This is a genomic window from Flavobacterium sp. ZB4P23 (assembly GCF_003970375.1).
Classification (GTDB): Bacteria; Bacteroidota; Bacteroidia; order Flavobacteriales; family Flavobacteriaceae; genus Flavobacterium.
Window position 1 is genome coordinate 285,897 of sequence record NZ_RYDK01000001.1, and the last position, 22,829, is coordinate 308,725.

Genomic DNA, 22,829 nt, shown 5'->3' on the forward strand with positions numbered 1-22,829 from the left:
CTTCTATTATATTATGCGAATCAAGGGTTAAAATGTTAAGTTTATAAAAGCGGAAGCGATTTTGCCGAAGATATGAATCAACAGTCCTTTGGCAGACCTCACTTTACTAGCTCTTTGAATATCTGTTCTTTGAATTAGCCAACTAAAAAATGCTTCTATAGGTTGTCTAACTCTTGATACTGCTGTCGAAAACAAATCATTTGCAGCTTTATCTCTATTTTTGATTTCTTGACATTGCCCTTTAATTCCTTTGATTGGAGTCATCATAATCGAATTTTTCTTTTGCTCTAATTCAGTAAAAAAATCTAGATTATTGTATATTTTATCTCCAAAAAAATTCCTGTTAGTTTTCTCAGACCAAGCTTCTTTGAATACAGTTAAATCATTTACTGAGGCAGGAGTTATTTGAATTTCCTCAGGAAAAGGGATTTTATCTAAACGTCTAAAAGCCAATGCGTGTAATTTCACACCATAATAATACAAGCTTTTAGTAGAGCAATATCCTTTGTCGGTCAGTTCTTTAGCTACTTTTGCATTACGCTTTCCAGAACAAGTGATTATTGGCATTGAATCCAGTAAACTTTGATCAGCAAAACAGTCAGAGGGTAGAAAATCTTCAAACAACGAAGATGTAAAACGTCTAAAAGCTTCCGACAATTGGTTAAGCCGATTAGAAAAAGCAGTATATGAACCGAGTTTTGGAAACCAATCAATCAAATAATCACAAGCATATTTGTGAATTTGTTTGATGCTAAAGCGTTGTTCTTCTTGAACTGCGAATAGATAAATGGTCATAATTTCTTGGTCTGTTAAATCTTGCTTATCGTTGTTGCTAAAACGTTCGCAAGTATATTTTAAATCTTTTTCAAATCTGTCGCAGATTATTGAGTAGATTTTTATTAATTTTAGGGCTTTAAGCTGATTAATCATATATTTAAATGTGCGTTAGATACACTATATAAAATATTATAGAAATATCTTATTTGAATGCTAATGCAGTATTCAAACAATTGAGAAATAACAACGCTTTCAAAATATTTTTTAGTACTGTTCGATAAGCGGACTAAATTTACAAAAGAGCAGTATTTCTAAAAAAAATGATAAAAATTACACTAATTTTTACCGTTTTTTTTAAAGATTAAAATAGAAATTCAGGATAATTGCTTCGCCAGATCGAGTTCCTCATGTTGTGGCAGCAAAAAGTGACTGGTAGTCCGAACGGAAAGTCATGTTATTTTTTATCCTTTTTTTGTTTTTGTAACTTGAATCTAGGGTTTAAAAAAACGTAAAACCTAAATATTTAAAACTTCCTGCCTCAAAGGACAGGAAGAAAAAATAACAATTTAGTCTTTGATACAACGAACACTATTACCGAATTAACGCATGTAATAAATTCCAGCCTTTGCATTATTTGTAAAGAAGCTAAAAAGCACATCAGCACCACTCACATAACTACTCCAATGTAGCTGTGGCTCCAGTAGCATTAAAGCGTATTTCGGCTAAAATTACACGATACACTTCTATCTAAAACAAAATTTGAGTTGGCAACTACTAAGGGAATCCCTGAAGCAGTAAGCACAATATCCTGAGATCCAGTTCCTGCAAAAGAGCCAGAACCCGTAAAAGTCACCCCATTAGCACTAGCCGAAATACTATAGGTACCCACTCTATCAACCGTTGCCGTTATGGTTTGGGTTACCCCAGACACAGGAGTACCCACAGTTAAGGTACCCACTGAATTAGTAGAACAGCTATACGCCGTGACAACAGCAGTAGCTCCCGAGGATTCCTGAACCCCACAACCGTTATACCAGGTAGTCCCATCAAACCACTCTAAACAATTTTTGGTCGTATTATAAATCACTAAACCCGCCATTGGCGACGCAATCGCATCACGTTGAACCGTAGTTAAACCAGGGGGCAAAAAACCTTTGGTAGTACTTTTTAATTCCAGTACTGCCGAAGGGTCAGGCATAGGTGTACCAATACCTATTTGCGCTTTTGCCATAAAACAACTCAGCGATAGCATTGCTATTAAAATATTTTTCATCATTTTTTATTTTTTTTAAAAAATTATTTAACTTAAAAACCGTAAAACTAAATATTTAAAACTTCCTGCCTTAAAGGCAGGAAGAAATTAAAAAAATTAGTCTTTGATACAACGAACGGAAAAACCGGTAGAACGAGGGAAAGAATTGACAATATTATAAGTATCTAAATTACTAAAGTTATATGCTCGCGCATTAGCTGCATTTACAGTACTAGTCCATAAACGAACACGTACTCCATTATCTTGTACATCACCAGTATACATATTTCGATAACCCGCAAGAATAAACTTATGAGGAGAATCATACGCACTATCAAAATTCGTAATTTTATAAGCCACTGCTTCTGCAGCGAATTCAAACTCTGTAGGTACTCTATATCCTGAAGGACATGGATTATTGACTCCTAAAACACCTTGCCATAATGCATCGTTTTTTACTGAACGCCAATCATAATTAGGGTTAATTATAAATAAAGCATCCCCTGGATTATTTGTGGTTGATAAACTCGATGTAGTTCCATTAACAGTTCCTTTTGTCGATTGTGTTTGCATATTATCCCAAATAACACTTGCATGACCATCATTACCTCGACCCCATTGATACAAACAACCATAAGCATCATGATCGTTATGACCAACAGCTGCACGGAAAGCACCTAAATTCCTGTCCATCCATATCTTTCCAGTACTCGAAAGAACATCTACAACCATTGTTGGAGCAGATCCATCACAGATTGATTCATATTTTCCGAAACCAATACTAATTATAGTAAATGTAGGAATCGTATTTGAAACAAAATTGTCCACCTCAATTCTTAAAGGTATACCTATAGCCTCAAGCGCAATGACATTTCCTCCTGTTACTGTAAAAGTACCAGAGCCAGTATAAGTTAAACCATTGATAGTATTAGTCGTAATATTATAACTACCAACTTTATCTACAAAAGCAATTATACTATAACGTCTTCCATAAGGCACAGTATAACCAACATAAAAACTATCTGGTGCATAAACTCTATAAGAAGAAATAACAGCAGTACCTCCTGAAGTTGCACTGATAAGATCAGCTACTACTCTAGGAAAACTAACCGATGGAGTTGTGTCTAATGTAAAATTAGAAGTTCCTGCTACTGTAGGAGTACCTGTAGCGGTAAGTACAACATCTTGTTGCCCTGTTCCTGTAAAAGTACCAGAACCGGTAAAAGTTACGCCATTAGTAATGGTGGTGATATTATACGTACCAACACTCCCTACAGTAGCCGTTATCGTTTGGGTTACCCCAGTTACAGGAGTATCAACAGTTAAAGTACCCGTTGATGCCGTAGCACCTGTGTATGCCGAAACAACAGCAGTACCACCTGAAGACCCATCTGATCCAGTAGCTAAAATTGTTCTAGGAAAACTAACCGCAGGAGTTGTGTCTGATGTAAAATTAGTAATACCCGCAACTATAGGTGTTCCTGTAGCGGTAAGCACAATATTCTGTTGCCCTGTTCCTGAAAAAGTGCCAGAACCAGTAAAAGTAACGCCATTAATAGTTTTCGTGATACTATAAGTACCTACTGTACTTACAGTTGCTGTTATCGTTTGGGTTACCCCTGTTACAGGAGTACCAGCAGTTAAAGTTCCTGTTGATGCCGTAGCACCCGTGTATGCCGAAACAACAGCGTAACCTCCCGAAGATCCATTTGATCCAGAAGCTAAAATTGTTCTAGAAAAAATAACAGTAGGAGTTGTGTCTAATGCGTAATTAGTACTACCCGACACTACGGGTGTACCTGTAGCCGTAAGTACAATATCCTGTTGCCCTGTTCCTGAAAAAGTTCCAGAACCAGTAAACATTACGCCATTAGTAATGGCCGAGATATTATAAGTACCAACATTGCCTACAGTAGCCGTTATGGTTTGGGTTACCCCAGACACTGCGGTACCCACAGTTAAAGTTCCTGAGGATGCCTTACTGATATAACTAGTCACCGCAGCAGTACCACCTGAAGACCCATCTGATCCAGTAGCTAAAATTGTTCTAGGAAAACTAACCGCAGGAGTTGTGTCAAATGTAAAATTAGTAATACCCGCTACTATAGGAGTACCTGTAGCTGTAAGTATAATATCCTGTTGCCCTGTTCCTGAAAAAGTGCCAGAACCGGTATATGTTACGCCATTAATGGTTTTTGTTATATTATAATTACCTACACTGCCTACTGTAGCCGTTATGGTTTGGGTTACCCCAGACGCAGGAGTACCAGCTGTTAATGTACCTGTTGATGCCGTAGCACCTGTGTATGCTGAAACAACAGCTGTACCTCCTGAAGACGCATTTGAACCAGCTGCTAAAATTGTTCTAGGAAAACTAACTGTAGGAGTTGTGTTTAAAGAAAAACTTGTAGTTCCTACTACTACTGGAGTACCGGTAGTAGTAAGCACAATATCCTGTGATCCTGTTCCTGCAAAAGTGCCAGACCCCGTAAAAGTTACCCCATTAGCAATAGCGGTAATAGAATAGGTACCAACACTACCTACTGTAGCCGTTATGGTTTGAGTTACCCCAGACACAGCGGTACCAGCATTTAAAGTTCCTGCTGATGATTTATTACTATAACTTGTCACAACAGCTGTACCTCCCGAAGTTACACTGACAATTACCCTAGTAAAACTAAGTGTAGGAGTCGTGTTTAAAGAGAAACTCGAAGTCTCAACTACTACAGGAGTTCCTGTAGCAATAATCACAATATCCTGTGATCCTGTTCCTGTAAAAGTGCCAGAACCCGTAAAAGTTACCCCATTAGCAATAGCGGTAATAGAATAGGTACCAACACTTCCTACTGTAGCCGTTATGGTTTGAGTTACCCCAGACACAGCGGTACCCGCATTTAAAGTTCCTGCTGATGATTTATTACTATAACTTGTCACAACAGCAGTACCACCCGAAGATAAATCAATAGAAGAGACTATTGTTCTAGGAAAACTAAGTGTAGGAGTAGTGTTTAAAACAAAATTTGAAGTCTCAACTACTACAGGAGTACCTGTAGCAATAAGCACGATATCTTGTGATCCTGTTCCTGTAAAAGTGCCAGAACCCGTAAAAGTTACCCCATTAGCAATAGCGGTAATAGAATACGTACCAACACGTCCTACAGTAGCCGTTATCGTTTGGGTTACCCCAGACACAGCAGTACCAGCATTTAAAGTTCCTGCTGATGATTTATTACTATAACTTGTCACAACAGCAGTACCACCTGAAGTTGCACTGACAATTATCCTAGGAAAACTAAGTGTAGGAGTTGTGTCTAATGTAAAATTAGTAATACCAGACGCTACAGGTGTACCTGTAGCGGTAAGCACAATATCCTGTTGCCCTGTTCCTGAAAAAGTGCCAGAACCCGTAAAAGTTACGCCATTAGTGATAGTAGTAATATTATACGTGCCTACACCTCCTACAGTTGCTGTTATGGTTTGGGTTACCCCAGACGCAGGAGTACCAGCAGTTAAAGTACCTGATGATGATTTATTAGTATAACTTGTCACAACTGCTGTACCTCCCGAAGATCCATTTGAACCAGCATCTAAAATTGTTCTAGAAAAACTAACGGATGGAGTTGTGTCTAATATAAAATTGGAAGTTCCTGCAACTACAGGTGTACCTGTAGCGGTAAGCACAATATCTTGTTGCCCTGTTCCTGAAAAAGTGCCAGAACCTGTAAAAGTTACACCATTAATGGTTTTCGTGATATTATAAGTACCTATACTGCCTACTGTAGCCGTTATGGTTTGAGTCACCCCAGATGCAGGAGTACCAGCGGTTAAAGTACCTGTTGATGCCGTAGCACCCGTGTATGCCGAAACAACAGCTGTACCTCCCGAAGATCCATTTGAACCAGCATCTAAAATTGTTCTAGAAAAACTAACGGATGGAGTTGTGTCTAATATAAAATTGGAAGTTCCTGCAACTACAGGTGTACCTGTAGAGGTAAGCACAATATCTTGTTGCCCTGTTCCTGAAAAAGTGCCAGATCCCGTAAAAGTTACGCCATTACTAATGGTAGTGATAGTATACGTACCTACACCTCCTACTGTAGCCGTTATCGTTTGGGTTACCCCAGACACAGTGGTACCCGCAGTTAAAGTTCCTGCTGATGATTTATTACTATAACTTGTCACAACAGCAGTACCACCTGAAGTTGCACTGACAATTACCCTAGAAAAACTAAGCGTAGGAGTTGTGTCTAATGTAAAATTAGTAATACCAGACGCTACAGGTGTACCTGTAGCTGTAAGCACAATATCCTGTTGCCCTGTTCCGGTAAAAGTTCCAGAACCCGTAAAAGTTACGCCATTAGTAATAGTAGTAATATTATACGTACCTACACTTCCTATAGTAGCTGTTATGGTTTGGGTTACCCCAGACGCAGGAGTACCAGCAGTTAAAGTTCCTGATGATGATTTATTAGTATAACTTGTCACAACTGCTGTACCTCCCGAAGATCCATTTGAACCAGCATCTAAAATTGTTCTAGAAAAACTAACTGCAGGAGTTGTGTCTAATGTAAAATTAGTAATACCCGCTACTACAGGTGTACCCGTAGCTGTAAGTATAATATCCTGTTGCCCTGTTCCTGAAAAAGTGCCAGATCCCGTAAAAGTTACGCCATTAATTGTTTTTGTAATACTATATGTACCTACACTGCCTACAGTAGCCGTTATGGTTTGGGTTACTCCAGATACAGCAGTACCAGCAGTTAAAGTTCCTGTAGATGCCGTAGCACCAGTATAGCCCGAAACAATACCTGTACCTCCTGAAGATCCATTTGAACCAGCTGCTAAAATTGTTCTAGAAAAACTAACGGATGGAGTTGTGTCTAATACAAAATTGGAAGTTCCTGCTACTATAGGAGTACCTGTAGCTGTAAGTACAATATCCTGTTGTCCTGTTCCTGTAAAAGTACCTGAACCGGAATACGTTATGCCATTAATGGTTTTCGTGATATTATAAGTACCTACACTGCCTACAGTAGCCGTTATGGTTTGGGTTACCCCAGACGCAGGAGTACCAGCAATTAAAGTACCTGTAGATGTCGTAGCACCCGTGTATGCCGAAACAATACCTGTACCTCCCGAAGATCCATTTGAACCAGCATCTAAAATTGTTCTAAAAAAACTAACGGATGGAGTTGTGTCTAATACAAAATTAGAAACACCTGCTACTACAGGAGTACCTGTAGCTGTAAGCACAATATCCTGTTGCCCTGTTCCTGAAAAAGTGCCAGAACCTGTAAAAGTTACACCATTAATGGTTTTCGTGATAGTATAAGTACCAACACTCCCTACTGTAGCCGTTATGGTTTGGGTTACTCCAGTTGCAGGTGTACCAGCAGTTAAAGTTCCTGTAGATGCCGTAGCACCCGCGTATGCCGAAACAATACCTGTACCTCCCGAAGATCCATTTGAACCAGCATCTAAAATTGTTCTAGAAAAACTAACTGCAGGAGCTGTGTCTAATACAAAATTAGAAACACCTGCTACTACAGGAGTACCTGTAGCTGTAAGCACAATATCCTGTTGCCCTGTTCCTGAAAAAGTGCCAGAACCTGTAAAAGTTACACCATTAATGGTTTTTGTAATACTATAAGTACCTACACTGCCTACTGTAGCCGTTATGGTTTGGGTTACTCCAGTTACAGGTGTACCAGCAGTTAAAGTTCCTGTAGATGCCGTAGCACCCGTGTATGCCGAAACAATAGCACTACCACCTGAAGATACACTAGTACCAACGATTGCCGCTACAGTTGTACGGGGGAAACTAATGCTAGGGGTTGTATTTAAAACAAAATTTGAGGTCTGTACTTTTAAAGGTATTCCTGTAGCCGTAAGTACAATATTCTGTTGTCCTGTTCCTGTAAAAGTTCCGGAACCGGTATACGTTACACCATTGGCTATAGTCAAAATATTATAAGTACCAATACTGCCTACAGTAGCCGTTATCGTTTGGGTTACCCCTGATGCAGGAGTACCAGCGGTTAAAGTACCTGTTGATGTCGTAGAAGGGCTATACCCCGAAACTACAGCAGTACCATTTGAAGACCCTTCAACACCTACTGCTACAATTGTTCTAGGAAAACTAATGCTGGGGGTAGTGTTTAAAACAAAATTTGAGGTTTCTCCTTTTAAGGGAGTACCTGAAGCGGTAAGCACAATGTTCTGGGGTCCTGTTCCGGTAAAAATACCAGAAGCTGTAAATGTTACGCCATTGACAGTTACCGAAATATCATAACTACCAACCTTACCCACTAAAGCCGTTATGGTTTGAGTAACCCCTGATGCAGAATTTCCAACAGTTAAAGTCCCTGATGATGCAGTAACACTACTATACCCCGAGATAACAGCACTTCCTCCCGAAGAGCTATCGATACCACAGCCGTTATACCAAAAAGTACCATTGTACCATTCTAAACATCTTCTACTGGTATTATAAATCATTAAACCTACCTTTGGAGATATAATCGCATCACGTTGAACGGTCGTTAAACTAGGGGGCAAAAAACCTCTAGTAGTACTTTTTAATTCCAGTACTGCTGAAGGATCAGGCATTGGTGTACCAATACCTATTTGTGCTTTTGCCATAAAACAACTCAAAAATAGCAATGCTATTAAAATATTTTTTTTCATTTTTCTGTTTTTTATTAAAAAAGGAAACTTCTTTTTTTCTAAACACTACTTTTTTTTTATGGTATTATAAGAGAGAAAGGTATCTTACAAAACGTAAAAAAAAACTTAGTTACTGCTTATAACAAACCAATTTGTACCATCCGATTGAAGTACCCAAGTTTGCAACCATAATCCTCCTGAAATGGAGGTCATCGTATCGATTGCTCCAGCAGCTGATTTTATGATCACATTATTATTAGAAGTATCAATTTTTTTAATGTTAAATTTTTTTCCTAATGACAATACCGCTGAAGGCAAGGTTACCGTCACTGCATTGGAAGTTGCATCTACTAAGATGGTCTCGTCAGTAGTTAAAGCATCGTAACTACTAGTTTTTGTCACAATTGAAGAAATTGACAATGCCTTTGTTACATCATCAGTATTCACTATTCTATTCCATTTATTATTAAGCCAATAATAATAACCAGGCTTAACATCAGCAATTAGCTGTGTATTGTAAACCAATAAACTTTCTACATTACCATTTGAAATAGTTGTACTATCATTGGTTCCCTTCAAAGGGACTCTAGAAATCATAACTCCTTTATTATTTGCAACCACATCTAGCATTGTAGATGCGTTAGGAGCAAGTGTTCCTACTCCAACCTGTGCATACGTTGCTGTTCCAAAACCAAACAACAGTACTAGTAATTTTTTTTTCATCATTTACTACGTTAAAATTTAACTCAAATTTTATATTAAAAAAAGTAAAAAACACACTACCAAGTAATAAGTGATTATTTTTGAGAAATATGTGAAATCACAATTAAATCCAGACTATCCTAGCTGTTACAATTCATATTTCGACAAAATTCATGTCCCAAAAATTTCAAAATAATTTCTTCTATTTAAAATTCGACCGAATAATTACTGGAAAAACATTTTAATTATTTCATTAATTTCACAACTATTTTGTGTTGCGGATTATTTTTTTTGGAAATATTTCTACATTTAAAATACGTAATTATTAAAATAATTCTGAAGAACAATACACTTTCATTCAACGCTCTATTCATTACAAATAATAAAACCAGTCATAATTTTTTTTCACTTACAACACAAAACAAAACACTTATTACCCAGAGTAAAAAAGAAAAAATTTAATAATTTAATTTTATAGAAATTACAATTTTTTAAGTTAAAATTTTAAGCTAAACACAACAAAAAACTGGAAAATGTACACTATTGAAGATCTAAAAAAAGTAATAATAATTACTGAAATGAGTGATGAAGAAATTAAAGAGGCATTAGATTATGTGAATAAAATGAATGAATGAAAAAAAATAAATTGAGCAAAACAGTAATAATATTAGCAGTAATACTAGCAACGTGTAATTCATATTCTCAAACCGAAAAAGATAACTATATCTCTTTTTCAGGAGGATTAGATTTAAGAAATGCAATTATTGGGAGTGATCCAACTAATGATAAATCAGCCATAAATTATAATTTACAATTTTCGATGGTTGATCGAAATGTAGAAGTATCTGTTGGTTATGAAAGTTTCAATAAAATACAATTTGATAAATATTTTATAGGCTTAGGGTACCATTTCCCATTATATTTATATGCTTTTCAAAGAAGTATCAAAACTACCTTTATTCCCAGTATAGAACCCACTCTAATAAACAGATGGGGTACATGGGGAGGAGGAATAAGTTTTAACGAACCTTCTTCTCATTTATCAATTGGTACAAATCTATCTTTTAGATGGGATGTTAATGATAAATTTGCTTTTGAGTATTCCTTAAATGCTTTACCCAGAACGGACTTAAAAGCAAAATATGGCGATTTATCAGCTAAAAACAGATTAAGTATCGATGGAGTAGGAATTATAGGTTCAAGCTTTGTAAAATTCATATGGAAACTTCCCACTTAATTGACATTATTTAAGATAGTTATAGATAACCCGTAGGTATTTCAAACATAGAAAAGTAATTAACTTAATTTATAAAATTAAATTTAAAAGTATCATTTTTTTGTTATTCTCCAATAATATACAAAGCTGTAAATCCCTTATCAACAATCAAATAGCCCTCATTATCCAAAGTAATTTTATCAAATACAACTTCAACGTTATCAATTTCTATTGTTTTGACTTTAAAAGGAAGTCCAATCAAATTTAATTTATACTTAGAATAATTAGTGTCGTATTTTCCTTCTTTATGCAACTGAATGATCAGTTCCTTCTCTTTTCCGGTTGCTTGAAAAGACAAAAAGCTATACCGTCCTTTTTTATAATCATATCCATCTTGCGCATCTTCATACACTACTGATTTTTCTTTTCCTTCGTGATAATAAATATCCAGTGTTAACTCATCAAACTCCAGTTCGCCAACATATTGTTGAACCGGATATTTAGGAATGATTGCTCCTGCTTTTACAAAAATTGGAATTTCATCAAACTTAGTACCTACCCATATTTCTTTTCCGCCATTGACTAATTCGTTAGTCCAATAATTATACCATTGTCCACGAGGAATATACATGCGCCTTCCTACTGAATTAGGTTCTAAAATAGGACAAACAAGAATTTGATTTCCAAAAACAAATTCGTCATTTCTATAATGCGTTTGAATATCTTCCTGATCATAATATACTAATGGCTTCAACATAGGAATTCCTTCCTCAATATATTGCCAAAACATGGTATATAAATAAGGTAATAATTGGTATCTTAAATTCACGAACTTTCTAGTGATATTGATCACTTCTTCATCAAAAGCCCATGGTTCCTGATCGCCGTGATCTCCTGAAGAATGAGTTCTGCAAAAAGGATGAAAAACACCCAATTGAATCCAACGGGCATACAATTCGCCTGATGGTTGTTCTGCAAATCCACCAATATCTGATCCTGTAAAACCCATACCAGATAGAGACATACGTTGCACCTGAATATTTGCAATCCATAAATGTTCCCAAGTGGCTACATTATCTCCAGTCCAAGAAGACGTGTACCGTTGTGCTCCTGCGTATGCTGATCTTGTTATTACAAAGGGTCTTTTTGGATATGCAAATCGTTTCACACCATGATAGGTTGCTCTGGCCATTTGTGTACCATAAATATTATGTGCTTTTCTATGACTGCAAGGGTTTCCGTCGTAATCATGGCGCACATCCATTGGAAATGTTTTATTAGGAACCTCCATTACTGCGGGTTCATTCATGTCATTCCACACTCCTTTTACTCCAATTTCCGAAATTAATTCTTTGAACAATCCAGCCCACCACTCCCGTACCGCAGGGTTTGTATAATCCGGAAAATTACATTCTCCCGGCCATACTTTTCCTTTCATGTATGGACCGTCAGCTCTTTTGCAGAAATAATCTTTTTCTAAAGCTTCTTGATATACCGAATATTCTTTGTCAATTTTTATTCCCGGATCGATAATTACAACTGTTTTGAAACCATCTTCGGCTAATTCAGCCACCATTCTTTTTGGATCCGGAAAATATTCTTTGTTCCAAGTAAAACATCGAAAACCTTCCATATAATCAATATCCAAATACAGTGCGTCACATGGAATTTTCAACTCTCTAAATTTAGCTGCAACTTCTTTTAAATTGCTTTCCGGATAATAACTCCATTTGCATTGGTGGTATCCAAGTGCCCAAAGTGGCGGCAATTCTGGCTTACCGGTCAAATCAGTATACGTTGTAACCACATCTTGCATTTGGGGTCCGTAAATGAAATAATAATTCATTTCTCCACCTTCAGCCCAATAACTGGTTACATTTCTTCTTTCGTGACAAAAATCAAAATAGGTTCTAAAGGTATTATCAAAGAAAATACCATAGGATTTCTTGTTTCGTAATCCAATATAAAATGGAACAACTTTGTATAAGGGCTCTTGATCTTTTTGAAAAGCATATTGATCTGTTGCAAAATTTTCCAGTCTTTTTCCTTTCAAATTCATTTGGGTTGCTTTGTCACCAAGTCCGTAAAAACATTCCCCGTCTTTTGAAGCCTTACTCATTTTGACAATGTTACCGCCATATTCATAGCTTTCTTCCCAATGAAATCCAAGCTCATCTTCTAAAATAATATTTTCTTCTAGATCATAAATAGATACTCTCATGTCTATTTTTTGAATCCTGCATTGTACTTTACTGGTTTTTATCTGATAATACTCTTCTGCTTCAGAAACTTCCAGAAAATTATAACCATGAGAATGACTTTTATCAATTGCATAAGAAAAATCATTGCTAAAATACCCTTTTGTTGTAAATCTAAATCGGATTAAACTATCTCTTAATATGGTTACTTTCAAGATGACACTATTATCGGTATGAAAATAGATTGAATCAACTTCCTGTTCAAAAGAAATTATTTTTGTGGGATATAAATCTCCCTTATATTCTAATTCTGTATTTGTAATCATGTTTTATGGTATTAATTTTAATCTTTTTCTAGCATTCAAACTTACGAAATTACTTTGTAAACAGTTATATGTGTGGGGTTTATTAACGAAAACGTTATAGTTTTTAGACACTTAAATTTAGAGATAAATAGGTGTGTGTTTTTAAACAAAGAAGGTAAGAGATTAGGAGTTAAAATCAAAAAAAACGATAAATCAACACTAAATTTAAATTAGTTGTTACACCTACATAATTAAGCTTTAAATACTCTTAATCTCTAATTCTCATTGTAATCTGAAGTTCTCTTAACCTCTAAATCGTTTTGTTAAAAATTATCCGATTTTAAAAACAATAACACTTAACGGCGGCAATAGCAATTCAGCAGAATAATCTCTTCCATCATAAGGCAATGACTCAATTGCTATTTTTGTAGTATTAGAAACGCCGCTTCCTCCATAATTTGAAGCATCACTGTTAAAAATTTCTGTCAATTTTCCTTTTTTAGGTAAACCAATTCGATAATCAGGGCGCACCACTTGCGTGAAATTACACACTACAATTATATCGTTTTTTAGATCATTTCCTTTTCGAATGAAAGACATCACCGCATTTTGATGATCCGAATAATTAATCCATTCAAAACCTTCCGGACTGAATTGTTTTTCATATAATCCAGGTTGTGTTTTATACAATTTATTCAAATCTGTAATTAATTTTTTTACGCCTTCATGATAGGGATATTGCAATAAATGCCAATCTAAACTTCCTTCAAAATTCCATTCGTTGCTTTGTCCAAATTCACTTCCCATGAACAATAATTTAGTTCCGGGATGCATAAACATGTAACCATAAAGTAATCTTAAATTCGCAAATTTCTGCCATTCATCTCCTGGCATTCTTCCTGCTATAGATTTTTTTCCGTACACCACTTCGTCATGCGAAAGCGGTAACATAAAATTTTCCGAAAAAGTATAGGTCATCGAGAAAGTCAAATCATTTTGATGGTACTTTCTGTACACCGTGTCTTTTTGAAAATATTCCAAAGTATCGTGCATCCAACCCATCATCCATTTCATTCCAAAACCCAAACCTCCGATAGATGTTGGTCTCGAAACCATTGGGAACGAGGTACTTTCCTCAGCTATGGTTTGAACGCCTTCATAATTTAGATACACGGCTTCATTAAATTCTTTCAGGAAACTAATAGTATCTAGATTTTCTCTTCCACCGTAAATATTAGGTTCCCATTCGCCTTCTTTTCTGGAATAATCCAGATACAACATCGAGGCGACGGCATCTACCCGCAAAGCATCCGCATGGTAATGTTGCAACCAAAATAACGCATTACTAATCAAAAAAGAGCGAACCTCATTTCGTCCATAATTGAAAACTAAACTTTTCCAATCTGGATGATAGCCTTTTTTACGATCTGGATGTTCAAAAAGATTGGAACCGTCAAAAAATCCTAAACCATGTGCATCATCTGGAAAATGAGAGGGTACCCAATCCAGGATTACTCCAATTCCTGCTTCGTGCAATTTATCTACTAAATGCATGAATTCCTGTGGATTCCCAAAACGGGAAGTTGGTGCAAAATACCCCACTAATTGATAGCCCCAAGACGGATCGTATGGATATTCCATGATGGGCATGAACTCCACGTGCGTAAATCCAGTTTCTTTTATATAATGTACTAAATCTTCGGCAAATTCTAGATACGTCAGAAAGCGATTATCTTCTGCATGCCGTTTCCAGGATCCTAAATGGACTTCATATACTGAATAAGGCTTGTCTAAACCATTGTGGTTCTGACGCGTTTTCATCCAGTTTTTGTCTTTCCATTGATACTCTAAATCCCAAACTACTGAGGCAGTGTGTGGTGGTTTTTCACAATAAAAAGCAAACGGATCCGCTTTCTCTGTTATGATTCCACCATTATTAGATTGTATTTTATATTTATAGGTTGTCCCTTTTTTGATGTTTGGAATAAATCCTTCCCAAATGCCAGAGGAGTCCCAGCGAACTTCCAACAGATGTTTACCTTGTGTCCAGAAATTGAAATCCCCAACTACAGAAACAGACTGAGCTGTTGGCGCCCAAACCGCAAAATAAACACCGTCTGTTCCATCAACTGAAAGAAGATGTGCACCTAGTTTTTCATACAGACGAAAATGTTTCCCTGATTTGAATAATTCAATATCGAAATCGGTAAAAAGGGAATGCGAGATAACTTTGCTCATATAACAATTGTATGCTTCTGCTTTGTGTAAAAATCAGAATATTAGTGTAAGAAAAACAGTTTTTAGGTTTACTTAATAATGTAATTATCTGGTATAACTGCTCCTTTTTTGATAACAACAATTCCATCTTTTATGGCATACAACTCATTAGAAAAATCTTCTAGATGGTTTCCACCATTGATATATACATCATTACCAATTCTGCAGTTTTTATCCACGAGAGCATTACTTATAAAACATCTTTCCCCAATTCCAACCAATTGTCTGTCGCTTTTAAGATCTTCATTCATATCATCAATATTCTGATAGAAATCATTACCCATTACGTAGCTGTTTTGAATGATAGTTCCCTCCCCTATTCTGGATCGAATACCAATTACAGAACGATTAATTTCTTTGGCATTCAAAATGCAACCTTCTGAAATCAATGATTTATCAACCATTGTTTTTTGGAATTTTGATGGCGGCAATAATCTTGGTCTGGTATAAATTTTATTAGTATCATCAAATAAATTAAATTTTGGCAAGTCATCCGTAAGTCCAATATTCGCTTCAAAAAAGGAATCTATATTACCAATATCCGTCCAGTATCCTTCATATTGATAACTTAAAATCTTTCTGTGGCCTACCGCTTGCGGAATAATTTCTTTGCCAAAATCTTTGGTTTCTTTATTGGACATGATATCGACCAACAGTTTTTTGTTAAAAATGTAGATTCCCATCGAAGCCAAGTAATTTTTTCCTTCACTTTTCATTTGTTCACTCACATCCGATTCCCAATCCGGTAATAATTCCTTCGCTGGTTTTTCGATAAAGGATTCAATACAGCTTTCGGAGTTTGTTTTTAATATCCCAAATTCAGGCGCATCTTTAGCATTTACTGGCAAAGTAGCAATAGAGATATCAGCTTCGTTCTTAATGTGTTCTTCTAGCATATCGTTGAAATCCATTTGATACAACTGATCTCCGGAAAGTATCAACGCATAATCGAAATCATGGTTTAAGAAATGAGGCATACATTGTCTTACGGCATCGGCAGTCCCTTGAAACCAGGTTGGATTATCAGGAGTTTGTTCAGCAGCAAGAATATCAACAAAGGCATGGCTAAAAATACTAAAGTTATAGGTGTTTTTTATGTGTGCATTCAGGGAAGCCGAATTAAATTGTGTCAATACAAACATTCTGTAAATATCTGAATTCATACAATTTGAAATAGGAATATCAACCAATCGGTATTTTCCTCCTATTGGTACAGCTGGTTTTGATCGTGATTCTGTCAAGGGATACAATCTTGAACCTTGTCCTCCACCTAAAATAATTGCAATAACATTTTTCTTTTTGGGTTTCATTTCTTGTTGCTTATTAGTTTGTACATTTCTATATATTCCTGACAAACACGCTCCCATGAATGGTCTGTGTTCATTCCTATTTTTCTAATTTTGTTCAGATGTTCTTTATCATCATATAAATTGACGGCTCTTTGAATAGAATAACAAACATCACCAACTGTGGCCTGATCGTGGCAAATTCCGTTTCCGTCATCGCCAAAATCAACAACTGTGTCTCTTAACCCACCAGTTCGTCTCACAATGGGAATTGTTCCGTAGCGCAACGAATACATTTGGTTTAAACCGCAAGGCTCTACTCTGGAAGGCATTAATAAAAAATCAGAACCGGCGTAAATCAAGTGTGCTAATTCTTCATTATAACCAATAAACGTATTGTAATTTCCTTTGTAATCTTGTAGCAAAGTATTCAATTGTTTTTCAATAATTGTACTTCCGGATCCTAAAATCAAAATATTAATTTGTTGATAATTCTCAGATAAAGCAAGAGCTGCGGCTGGTGGTAATAAATCCCCTCCTTTTTCTTCTAATAATCTTCCAATAAAACTAAAAAGTGGTTTTGTTGGATCTAAATTAAAGAGTTTGCATAATTTTTCTTTATTTTCCTGTTTTCCTTTTTCAAAATTTTTAATCGAATAGTTTTTTTCTATCATCGCGTCTTTTTCCGGATCCCAAACTTCAATATCAATTCCGTTCAAAATCCCTTTAGACTTATACCGAACCAAATTAAATAGTGATTCCAGACCATTTGCTGAATAGTTGATTTCATTTAGATAATTTGGAGAAACTGTGGTAACAGCCCAAGCACATTTTATGGCTACTGCCAATGAATTAATGCAATTATCCCATTCTAAAACATTTACGTGAGCCAAATCAAATTCGGGTAAATAATATAATTTATTAAACCCAAACTGCCCTTGGTATAAACCATTATGAATGGTAATCATGGAAGGAATATTTCGTAATTTTTCGTATTTGTGACAATACAACATCATAAATGGAATCATACCTGTATGATGATCGTGACAATTAATGACATCAGCAACTTCGCTTCTGCCTGTAATCCAATCCAAAGTGGCGATCTGGAAAGACAAAAAACGTTCAATATCATCTTCGTAACCATACACGTCTTTCCTGTCGAATAAATCCGGAATGTCAACCAAATACAATTCAAATCCTAGTTGGTCTGTTTTTTCTTTTAGAATACTATACGGAAAATTAAAATTTCCAAGTTTTACAGAACTCCAATGAACACATTCAAACTCATTTTCTTTTTTAAACTTTGTATCATAACAAGGTATTACAACCCTTACACGATGCTCTGCATTGTTTTGATATTTTGGTAATGCGCCAACTACATCAGCTAAACCTCCTACTTTTGCAACAGGATAACACTCTGCACTGATATGAAATATTTCCATGTATGAACTTTTGATATTTTTAATTAATTTTAACCCCTATTTTAGTCTTTTATATAAATACGCCTGAAAACTTTCTAAAAAATACTACTTTTATGTTTTTCTAAATTTACTAAAAAAATTATAATATAATAACCTGCTTGAAAATTTATTAAAATGACAAAAAAGTCTTCTAATCATACCCAATCATTGAAAATTCCTAAAATTATTTTATTAACCAGTAAATTAATCTCTTTTATTTCACCAAAACTAATTACATTATTTGCAGCTAAACTGTTTACTACACCCATAAAACATAAGATTCCAAAAAGAGAGTTAGAAATGGATCGAAATAGTATACAAAAATTAATTTCAATTCCGGCAATTGGCAAAGAAGTTGTTGTGTATGAATATGGAAAAAGTGACAAGAAAATTTTATTAGTTCATGGTTGGTCAGGACGTGGAACTCAATTATTCAAAATAGCGGATGAATTGCTTAAAGCCGGATATTCTACGATCAGTTTTGATGCTCCTGCACATGGAAAATCACCTGGAAAAACGACTATTATGGTCGACTTTATTGATACAATTTTAGAAATAGAGAAGCAATTTGGGCCCTTTGAAGCAGCTATTGGTCATTCATTAGGAGGAATGTCCGTTTTGAACGCCATAAAAAAAGGTTTAAAAGTAAATCATGCCGTAGTGATTGGCAGTGGTGATGTTGTAGAAGATATTATAGATGATTTTGTGGCAAAATTACAATTGAAACCAAGTGTAAGTACTCTTTTGCGTTTGCATTTCGAAAAAAAATACGGAGAAAAAATGAATAGTTATTCTGCTTTTTTGGCTGCAAAAGAAACAGCGATTCCTATTTTAGTAATACATGATAACCTTGATCCTGAAGTTCCCGTAAAGGCTGGAATTCACATTCATAAATATTTAAAAAATGGAGAGTTACTATTAACAGACGGATTAGGACATAGAAAGATTCTAGGCAACCTTAAAGTAATTGAAAAAACAGTTCAATTCATCCAAAATAAATAATTGAAATACAACACTATACAATTAATAAAAAAAATAATCATGAAATATCCTTTAGAAAAAACAGAACAAGAATGGAAAGAAAAATTAGGAGCAGAACGGTATAGAATTCTTCGACAAAAAGGAACTGAATACCCACATACTGGAACTTATAACTTACATTACGAAAAAGGAACCTATTGCTGTGGTGCCTGCGGTGAATCTTTGTTCGAAAGCAACTCTAAATTTGATGCCCATTGCGGTTGGCCTTCATTTGACGAATCCATTCCTGGAAAAGTAGAATATATTTCTGATGTAACACTTGGTATGAAACGCACTGAAATCCTTTGTGCTAATTGTGGCAGCCATTTAGGACACGTTTTTGATGACGGACCTACAAAAACCGGACAACGCTATTGCGTGAATTCTTTATCAGTGGACTTCAAAGAATAGTGATACGGATTTATTTGAAAATGCAACGGAATGGGATAAAAATTTAGAATCATTATAACAAATAAGTAATAACCATGGTATAATGTCGTATTTTAAAATCAGGATAAAATTACGTAACAATCTGATTTAAAGCTGTTTTACTTAAAGTTAATTCTTTTGACTTTACGACTTTTAAACTTTCGACTTACTTATATAGGAAAAAAACATCCGTTGGAGTTAGAGTAGTGCCCAGAATTTGATTAATCCCAGAATCCGAAGACGGAATCAAAGCTGAGAAACAACTCTTGCAAGTTTTACCAAAAGAAATCTGGGACGAAATTAGGATGGCTATTTCCTTTTGAGGAAGAGAAATTTCTAAGCCTCAGCCAAATGTCCGGAATAACCGATTAATTCCATTTGTCAGTATTATAAAAAAAATAAAAGGGTAAAAGTAATTCACCCTTTTACCCTTTTAAATACCTATGAAATATTATAAAAAAGAAGGTTTAAGTCCCGGTTTTATTCTCTTTTTAGATACTTGTTCATACGCATAGCCCAATCCTATTAATTTCCCTTCTGTATACGGCATACCAAAAAATGATAAACCAACGGGTAGATCATAAGCCAGTCCGCAAGGAACTGTAATATGTGGATATCCACTTGCTGCAGCAGGAGAAGTTAAAGAATATCCTCCCCAACGATCTCCGTAGATCATATCAATACTGCAAGCAGGTCCCATGGTGATTCCACAAATAGCGTCTAATTTATTTTCTTTAAAAACTGTATTTAGCACACTTTTACTTCCTTCGAAACTTACGGTTAATGCTTCCAGATATTTTTTGTCCTCTAATCCTTTTTTAGCATTAGAACTTTCTAATGTTTCTTGCTTAAAATACGGCATTGCTTTATCTTCATTAGCAGTATTAAAATCGATAACATCTTTCAAACTTTTTACTTTTGCATTGGCTGTAGCCAAATAGGTATTCAATCCATCTTTAAATTCATATTGTAAAACTTCGAATTCGGCCTGACCCAAAGCATTAATTTTCTCCAAATAGTCAATTTCGATAATAATAGCCCCTTGTTTTTTTAGCAGGTTGACAGCAGCATCTAAAAGTGCATTAATGTATTTATTATTTCCTTGTGGCTTTTTTTCAATACCAATACGCTTGCCTTTCAAAGCATTTTTATCTAAAAAAGTTGTATAATCCTTCTGTGCTTTCCCTTTACTTTCAAGGGTTATAGTATCATCTTGGTCTACAGCAGCAATTACGCCTAATAAAATAGCAGCATCCGTTACGGTTCTGGCCATTGGACCAGCCGTATCTTGTGTTTTTGAAATTGGAATAATCCCAGATCGACTAACCAGACCTACAGTAGGTTTAATCCCTACAACTCCGTTTACCGAAGCTGGACAAACAATAGAACCATCCGTTTCTGTCCCAACAGCAACAACACAAAGATTGGCTGAGACTGCTGCTCCTGAACCAGCACTGGAACCGCACGGATTATGATCTAAAATATAGGGGTTTTTAGTCTGACCGCCTCTACTGCTCCAACCGGAACAGGATTGGGTCGAACGAAAATTAGCCCATTCACTCAAATTTGTTTTTCCAATGATTACTGCACCGGCTTCTCTGAGTTTTTTAACGACAAAAGCATCTTTTGAAGCACTATTTCCTGCCATTGCCAGAGATCCAGCCGTGGTTAGCATTTTATCCGCTGTGTCTATGTTGTCTTTTATTAAAACGGGGATTCCATGCAAAGGACCTCTGCTTTTACCAGCTTTTAACTCTTTATCCAGTGCAACAGCGATAGCCAGTGCATCTGGATTGACTTCGATGACGGAATGCAATTGAGGCCCATTGGTATCAATAGCTTCAATCCGTTTTAAGTATAATTGTACTAATTGTTCTGAAGTATATTTGCCAGAAGTTAATTTCTCCCTTACACTGCTGATGGTTTCTTCGTCTAGTTCAAAAACGGCATTGAAATCTTCAACAGATACTGAATCTTCATTTTTTTTGGTACCGGAGGTACAGCCTGTAATCAAAAGTGTAGTTAAACCTGCGGAAGCAAGTGTTGCTGTAGTTAAAAAAGATCTTCTTTTCATAGATTGCCAAATAAATATTTATATACTATTAATTTCGTTAACATTGAATACTATCTGGAAATAGATGCATTCAATTAAAATCCTAAATTAGTTTTTTTTTGATAAAATCAGTTCATTATTAAATGAAACAAAAGTTAAAGTTTGAAATGGAACAAAATTGGAATAAAAAACCAGAATACTAAAACCAATTGAGCCAGGCTAAATTGTAGCAATACATTTAATAATTGATTAACTTTGCCAAATAGAATTATTTAAAATCAAATTGATATGACAAAGTCTTCACAAGAACAAATGCTGCAAAAAGGAGTTTATACAGGAATTATGGAAAAAGATGAAAACAACAATTTTTTTTGTGGTGCCTATCTTCTGGACTATAAAATGGCTCAAAAACACAGTATTGGAGATTGGATTACGATAAAATCAATCATCGAAAATCCGAGTGATATCAGTTATAATAAATATCCAAAAAAATCCAAAAATTTCGATAAAGCAAACAATAAGCCCCAACAATAAAACTTTTTCAGTTTTTTATTCCTTAAATCTATTGTTTCAGAATACTTTTTTCGGAAAATTTATTGGTCTGAAACCAAAAAAATAAAAAAAAGTGTACCTTTGCAAAAAATTTGTCGCTTTTTGAAATCAAATCACATTGGTTTTATAGTAAAAGACAAGTAGTTACCTTATTTATGAAAAAAATAGTTGAATACCGCAAACTGCTAAATGTAGACAAAACTGCAGAGCTGAAAGATTTGAAAACGATATATCGTAATGCGATGAAAGAAGCGCATCCTGATAAATTTCAAGGAGATGAAACTGGTTTAAAAGCAGCTGAAGAAAACAGTAAAAAAATTATTGAAGCTTATCATTTCTTAGTGAGTATCAATCCTGAAACTCTAAAACAAAACTTACCGGAATACACTGAAACTATTGCAACTGCAAAAATTTCAGACTATAAGTTCGTAGAAGGACGATTGATCATCAATTTTTCAAATGGAAGTGTTTACGAATACATTAGTGTGCCTAAAGCTACTTACGTAAAAATGGTAAATGCTGAATCTCCTGGAAGATTTGCAAAAAGACACATCCTGAATTCCTTTACTTGGAGAAAAACAATCAATCAAGATTAATTTTTTTTAAGTCCAAAATAAAAAAGCATCCTTCAAAAAA

14 protein-coding genes are annotated in these 22,829 nt (G+C 35.3%); 5 read left to right on the top strand and 9 right to left on the bottom strand.

Translation table 11 applies throughout. From position 1 onward, the window contains the following. Positions 1-27 precede the first annotated feature (27 nt). From EKL99_RS01205 to EKL99_RS01220, 4 genes are all read right to left on the bottom strand, one after another. Positions 28-930, bottom strand: a complete 903-nt coding sequence (locus tag EKL99_RS01205; RefSeq protein WP_126576242.1) for a transposase — start codon at positions 928-930, stop codon at positions 28-30. Between the two features lie 553 nt (positions 931-1,483). Continuing rightward, positions 1,484-2,053 carry a hypothetical protein gene (locus EKL99_RS01210; protein WP_126576243.1) on the bottom strand — a complete coding sequence of 190 codons (570 nt, stop codon included), beginning with the start codon at positions 2,051-2,053 and terminating at the stop codon, positions 1,484-1,486. Positions 2,054-2,146: 93 nt separating this feature from the next. Continuing rightward, on the bottom strand, positions 2,147-8,716 hold the full coding sequence (locus tag EKL99_RS01215; RefSeq protein WP_126576244.1) for an FISUMP domain-containing protein: 6,570 nt from the start codon (positions 8,714-8,716) through the stop codon (positions 2,147-2,149). Between the two features lie 105 nt (positions 8,717-8,821). After that, a complete protein-coding gene (locus EKL99_RS01220; protein ID WP_126556351.1) occupies positions 8,822-9,421 on the bottom strand; it encodes a hypothetical protein in 600 nt (199 codons plus the stop codon). A gap of 622 nt (positions 9,422-10,043) precedes the next feature. Here EKL99_RS01220 and EKL99_RS01225 point away from each other — a divergent pair. Continuing rightward, positions 10,044-10,634, top strand: coding sequence for a hypothetical protein (locus tag EKL99_RS01225; RefSeq protein ID WP_126556348.1), 591 nt, complete (start codon positions 10,044-10,046; stop codon positions 10,632-10,634). A 103-nt stretch (positions 10,635-10,737) separates the two neighbouring features. On the opposite strand, the gene EKL99_RS01230 is transcribed toward EKL99_RS01225, so the two are convergent. The 4 genes from EKL99_RS01230 to EKL99_RS01245 form a co-directional block, all read right to left on the bottom strand. Continuing rightward, entirely contained in the window at positions 10,738-13,137 is a 2,400-nt protein-coding gene (locus EKL99_RS01230; RefSeq protein ID WP_126459774.1) for a glycoside hydrolase family 31 protein, read from the bottom strand. Positions 13,138-13,446: 309 nt separating this feature from the next. Beyond that, the gene (gene glgB / locus EKL99_RS01235) at positions 13,447-15,354 is read right to left on the bottom strand and encodes a 1,4-alpha-glucan branching protein GlgB (protein WP_126459777.1); all 1,908 of its coding nucleotides are present in this window, start codon (positions 15,352-15,354) and stop codon (positions 13,447-13,449) included. A 68-nt stretch (positions 15,355-15,422) separates the two neighbouring features. After that, positions 15,423-16,703: a glucose-1-phosphate adenylyltransferase gene (locus EKL99_RS01240; protein WP_126451441.1), complete on the bottom strand. Its 1,281-nt coding sequence runs from the start codon at positions 16,701-16,703 to the stop codon at positions 15,423-15,425. Then, positions 16,700-18,121, bottom strand: coding sequence for a glycogen synthase (locus EKL99_RS01245; protein ID WP_126556340.1), 1,422 nt, complete (start codon positions 18,119-18,121; stop codon positions 16,700-16,702). The genes EKL99_RS01240 and EKL99_RS01245 overlap by 4 nt, the downstream gene beginning before the upstream one ends. A gap of 153 nt (positions 18,122-18,274) precedes the next feature. Between EKL99_RS01245 and EKL99_RS01250 the strand changes: the two genes are divergently transcribed. Together EKL99_RS01250 and msrB are read left to right on the top strand one after the other, a co-directional pair. Beyond that, positions 18,275-19,141 carry an alpha/beta fold hydrolase gene (locus EKL99_RS01250; protein WP_126555815.1) on the top strand — a complete coding sequence of 289 codons (867 nt, stop codon included), beginning with the start codon at positions 18,275-18,277 and terminating at the stop codon, positions 19,139-19,141. 39 nt (positions 19,142-19,180) lie between these two features. After that, complete coding sequence (gene msrB, locus EKL99_RS01255; protein WP_126514806.1) at positions 19,181-19,570, top strand: peptide-methionine (R)-S-oxide reductase MsrB; 390 nt, start codon at positions 19,181-19,183, stop codon at positions 19,568-19,570. 469 nt (positions 19,571-20,039) lie between these two features. Here msrB and EKL99_RS01265 read toward each other — a convergent pair whose 3' ends face one another. Next, a complete protein-coding gene (locus tag EKL99_RS01265) occupies positions 20,040-21,662 on the bottom strand; it encodes an amidase (protein WP_126576245.1) in 1,623 nt (540 codons plus the stop codon). A 267-nt stretch (positions 21,663-21,929) separates the two neighbouring features. Between EKL99_RS01265 and EKL99_RS01270 the strand changes: the two genes are divergently transcribed. Together EKL99_RS01270 and EKL99_RS01275 are read left to right on the top strand one after the other, a co-directional pair. Further along, a complete protein-coding gene (locus EKL99_RS01270; protein WP_126561604.1) occupies positions 21,930-22,175 on the top strand; it encodes a hypothetical protein in 246 nt (81 codons plus the stop codon). Positions 22,176-22,348: 173 nt separating this feature from the next. Beyond that, positions 22,349-22,789 (top strand): KTSC domain-containing protein, encoded by a 441-nt coding sequence (locus EKL99_RS01275; RefSeq protein WP_126561605.1) that lies wholly within the window; start codon positions 22,349-22,351, stop codon positions 22,787-22,789. Positions 22,790-22,829: the final 40 nt, after the last annotated feature.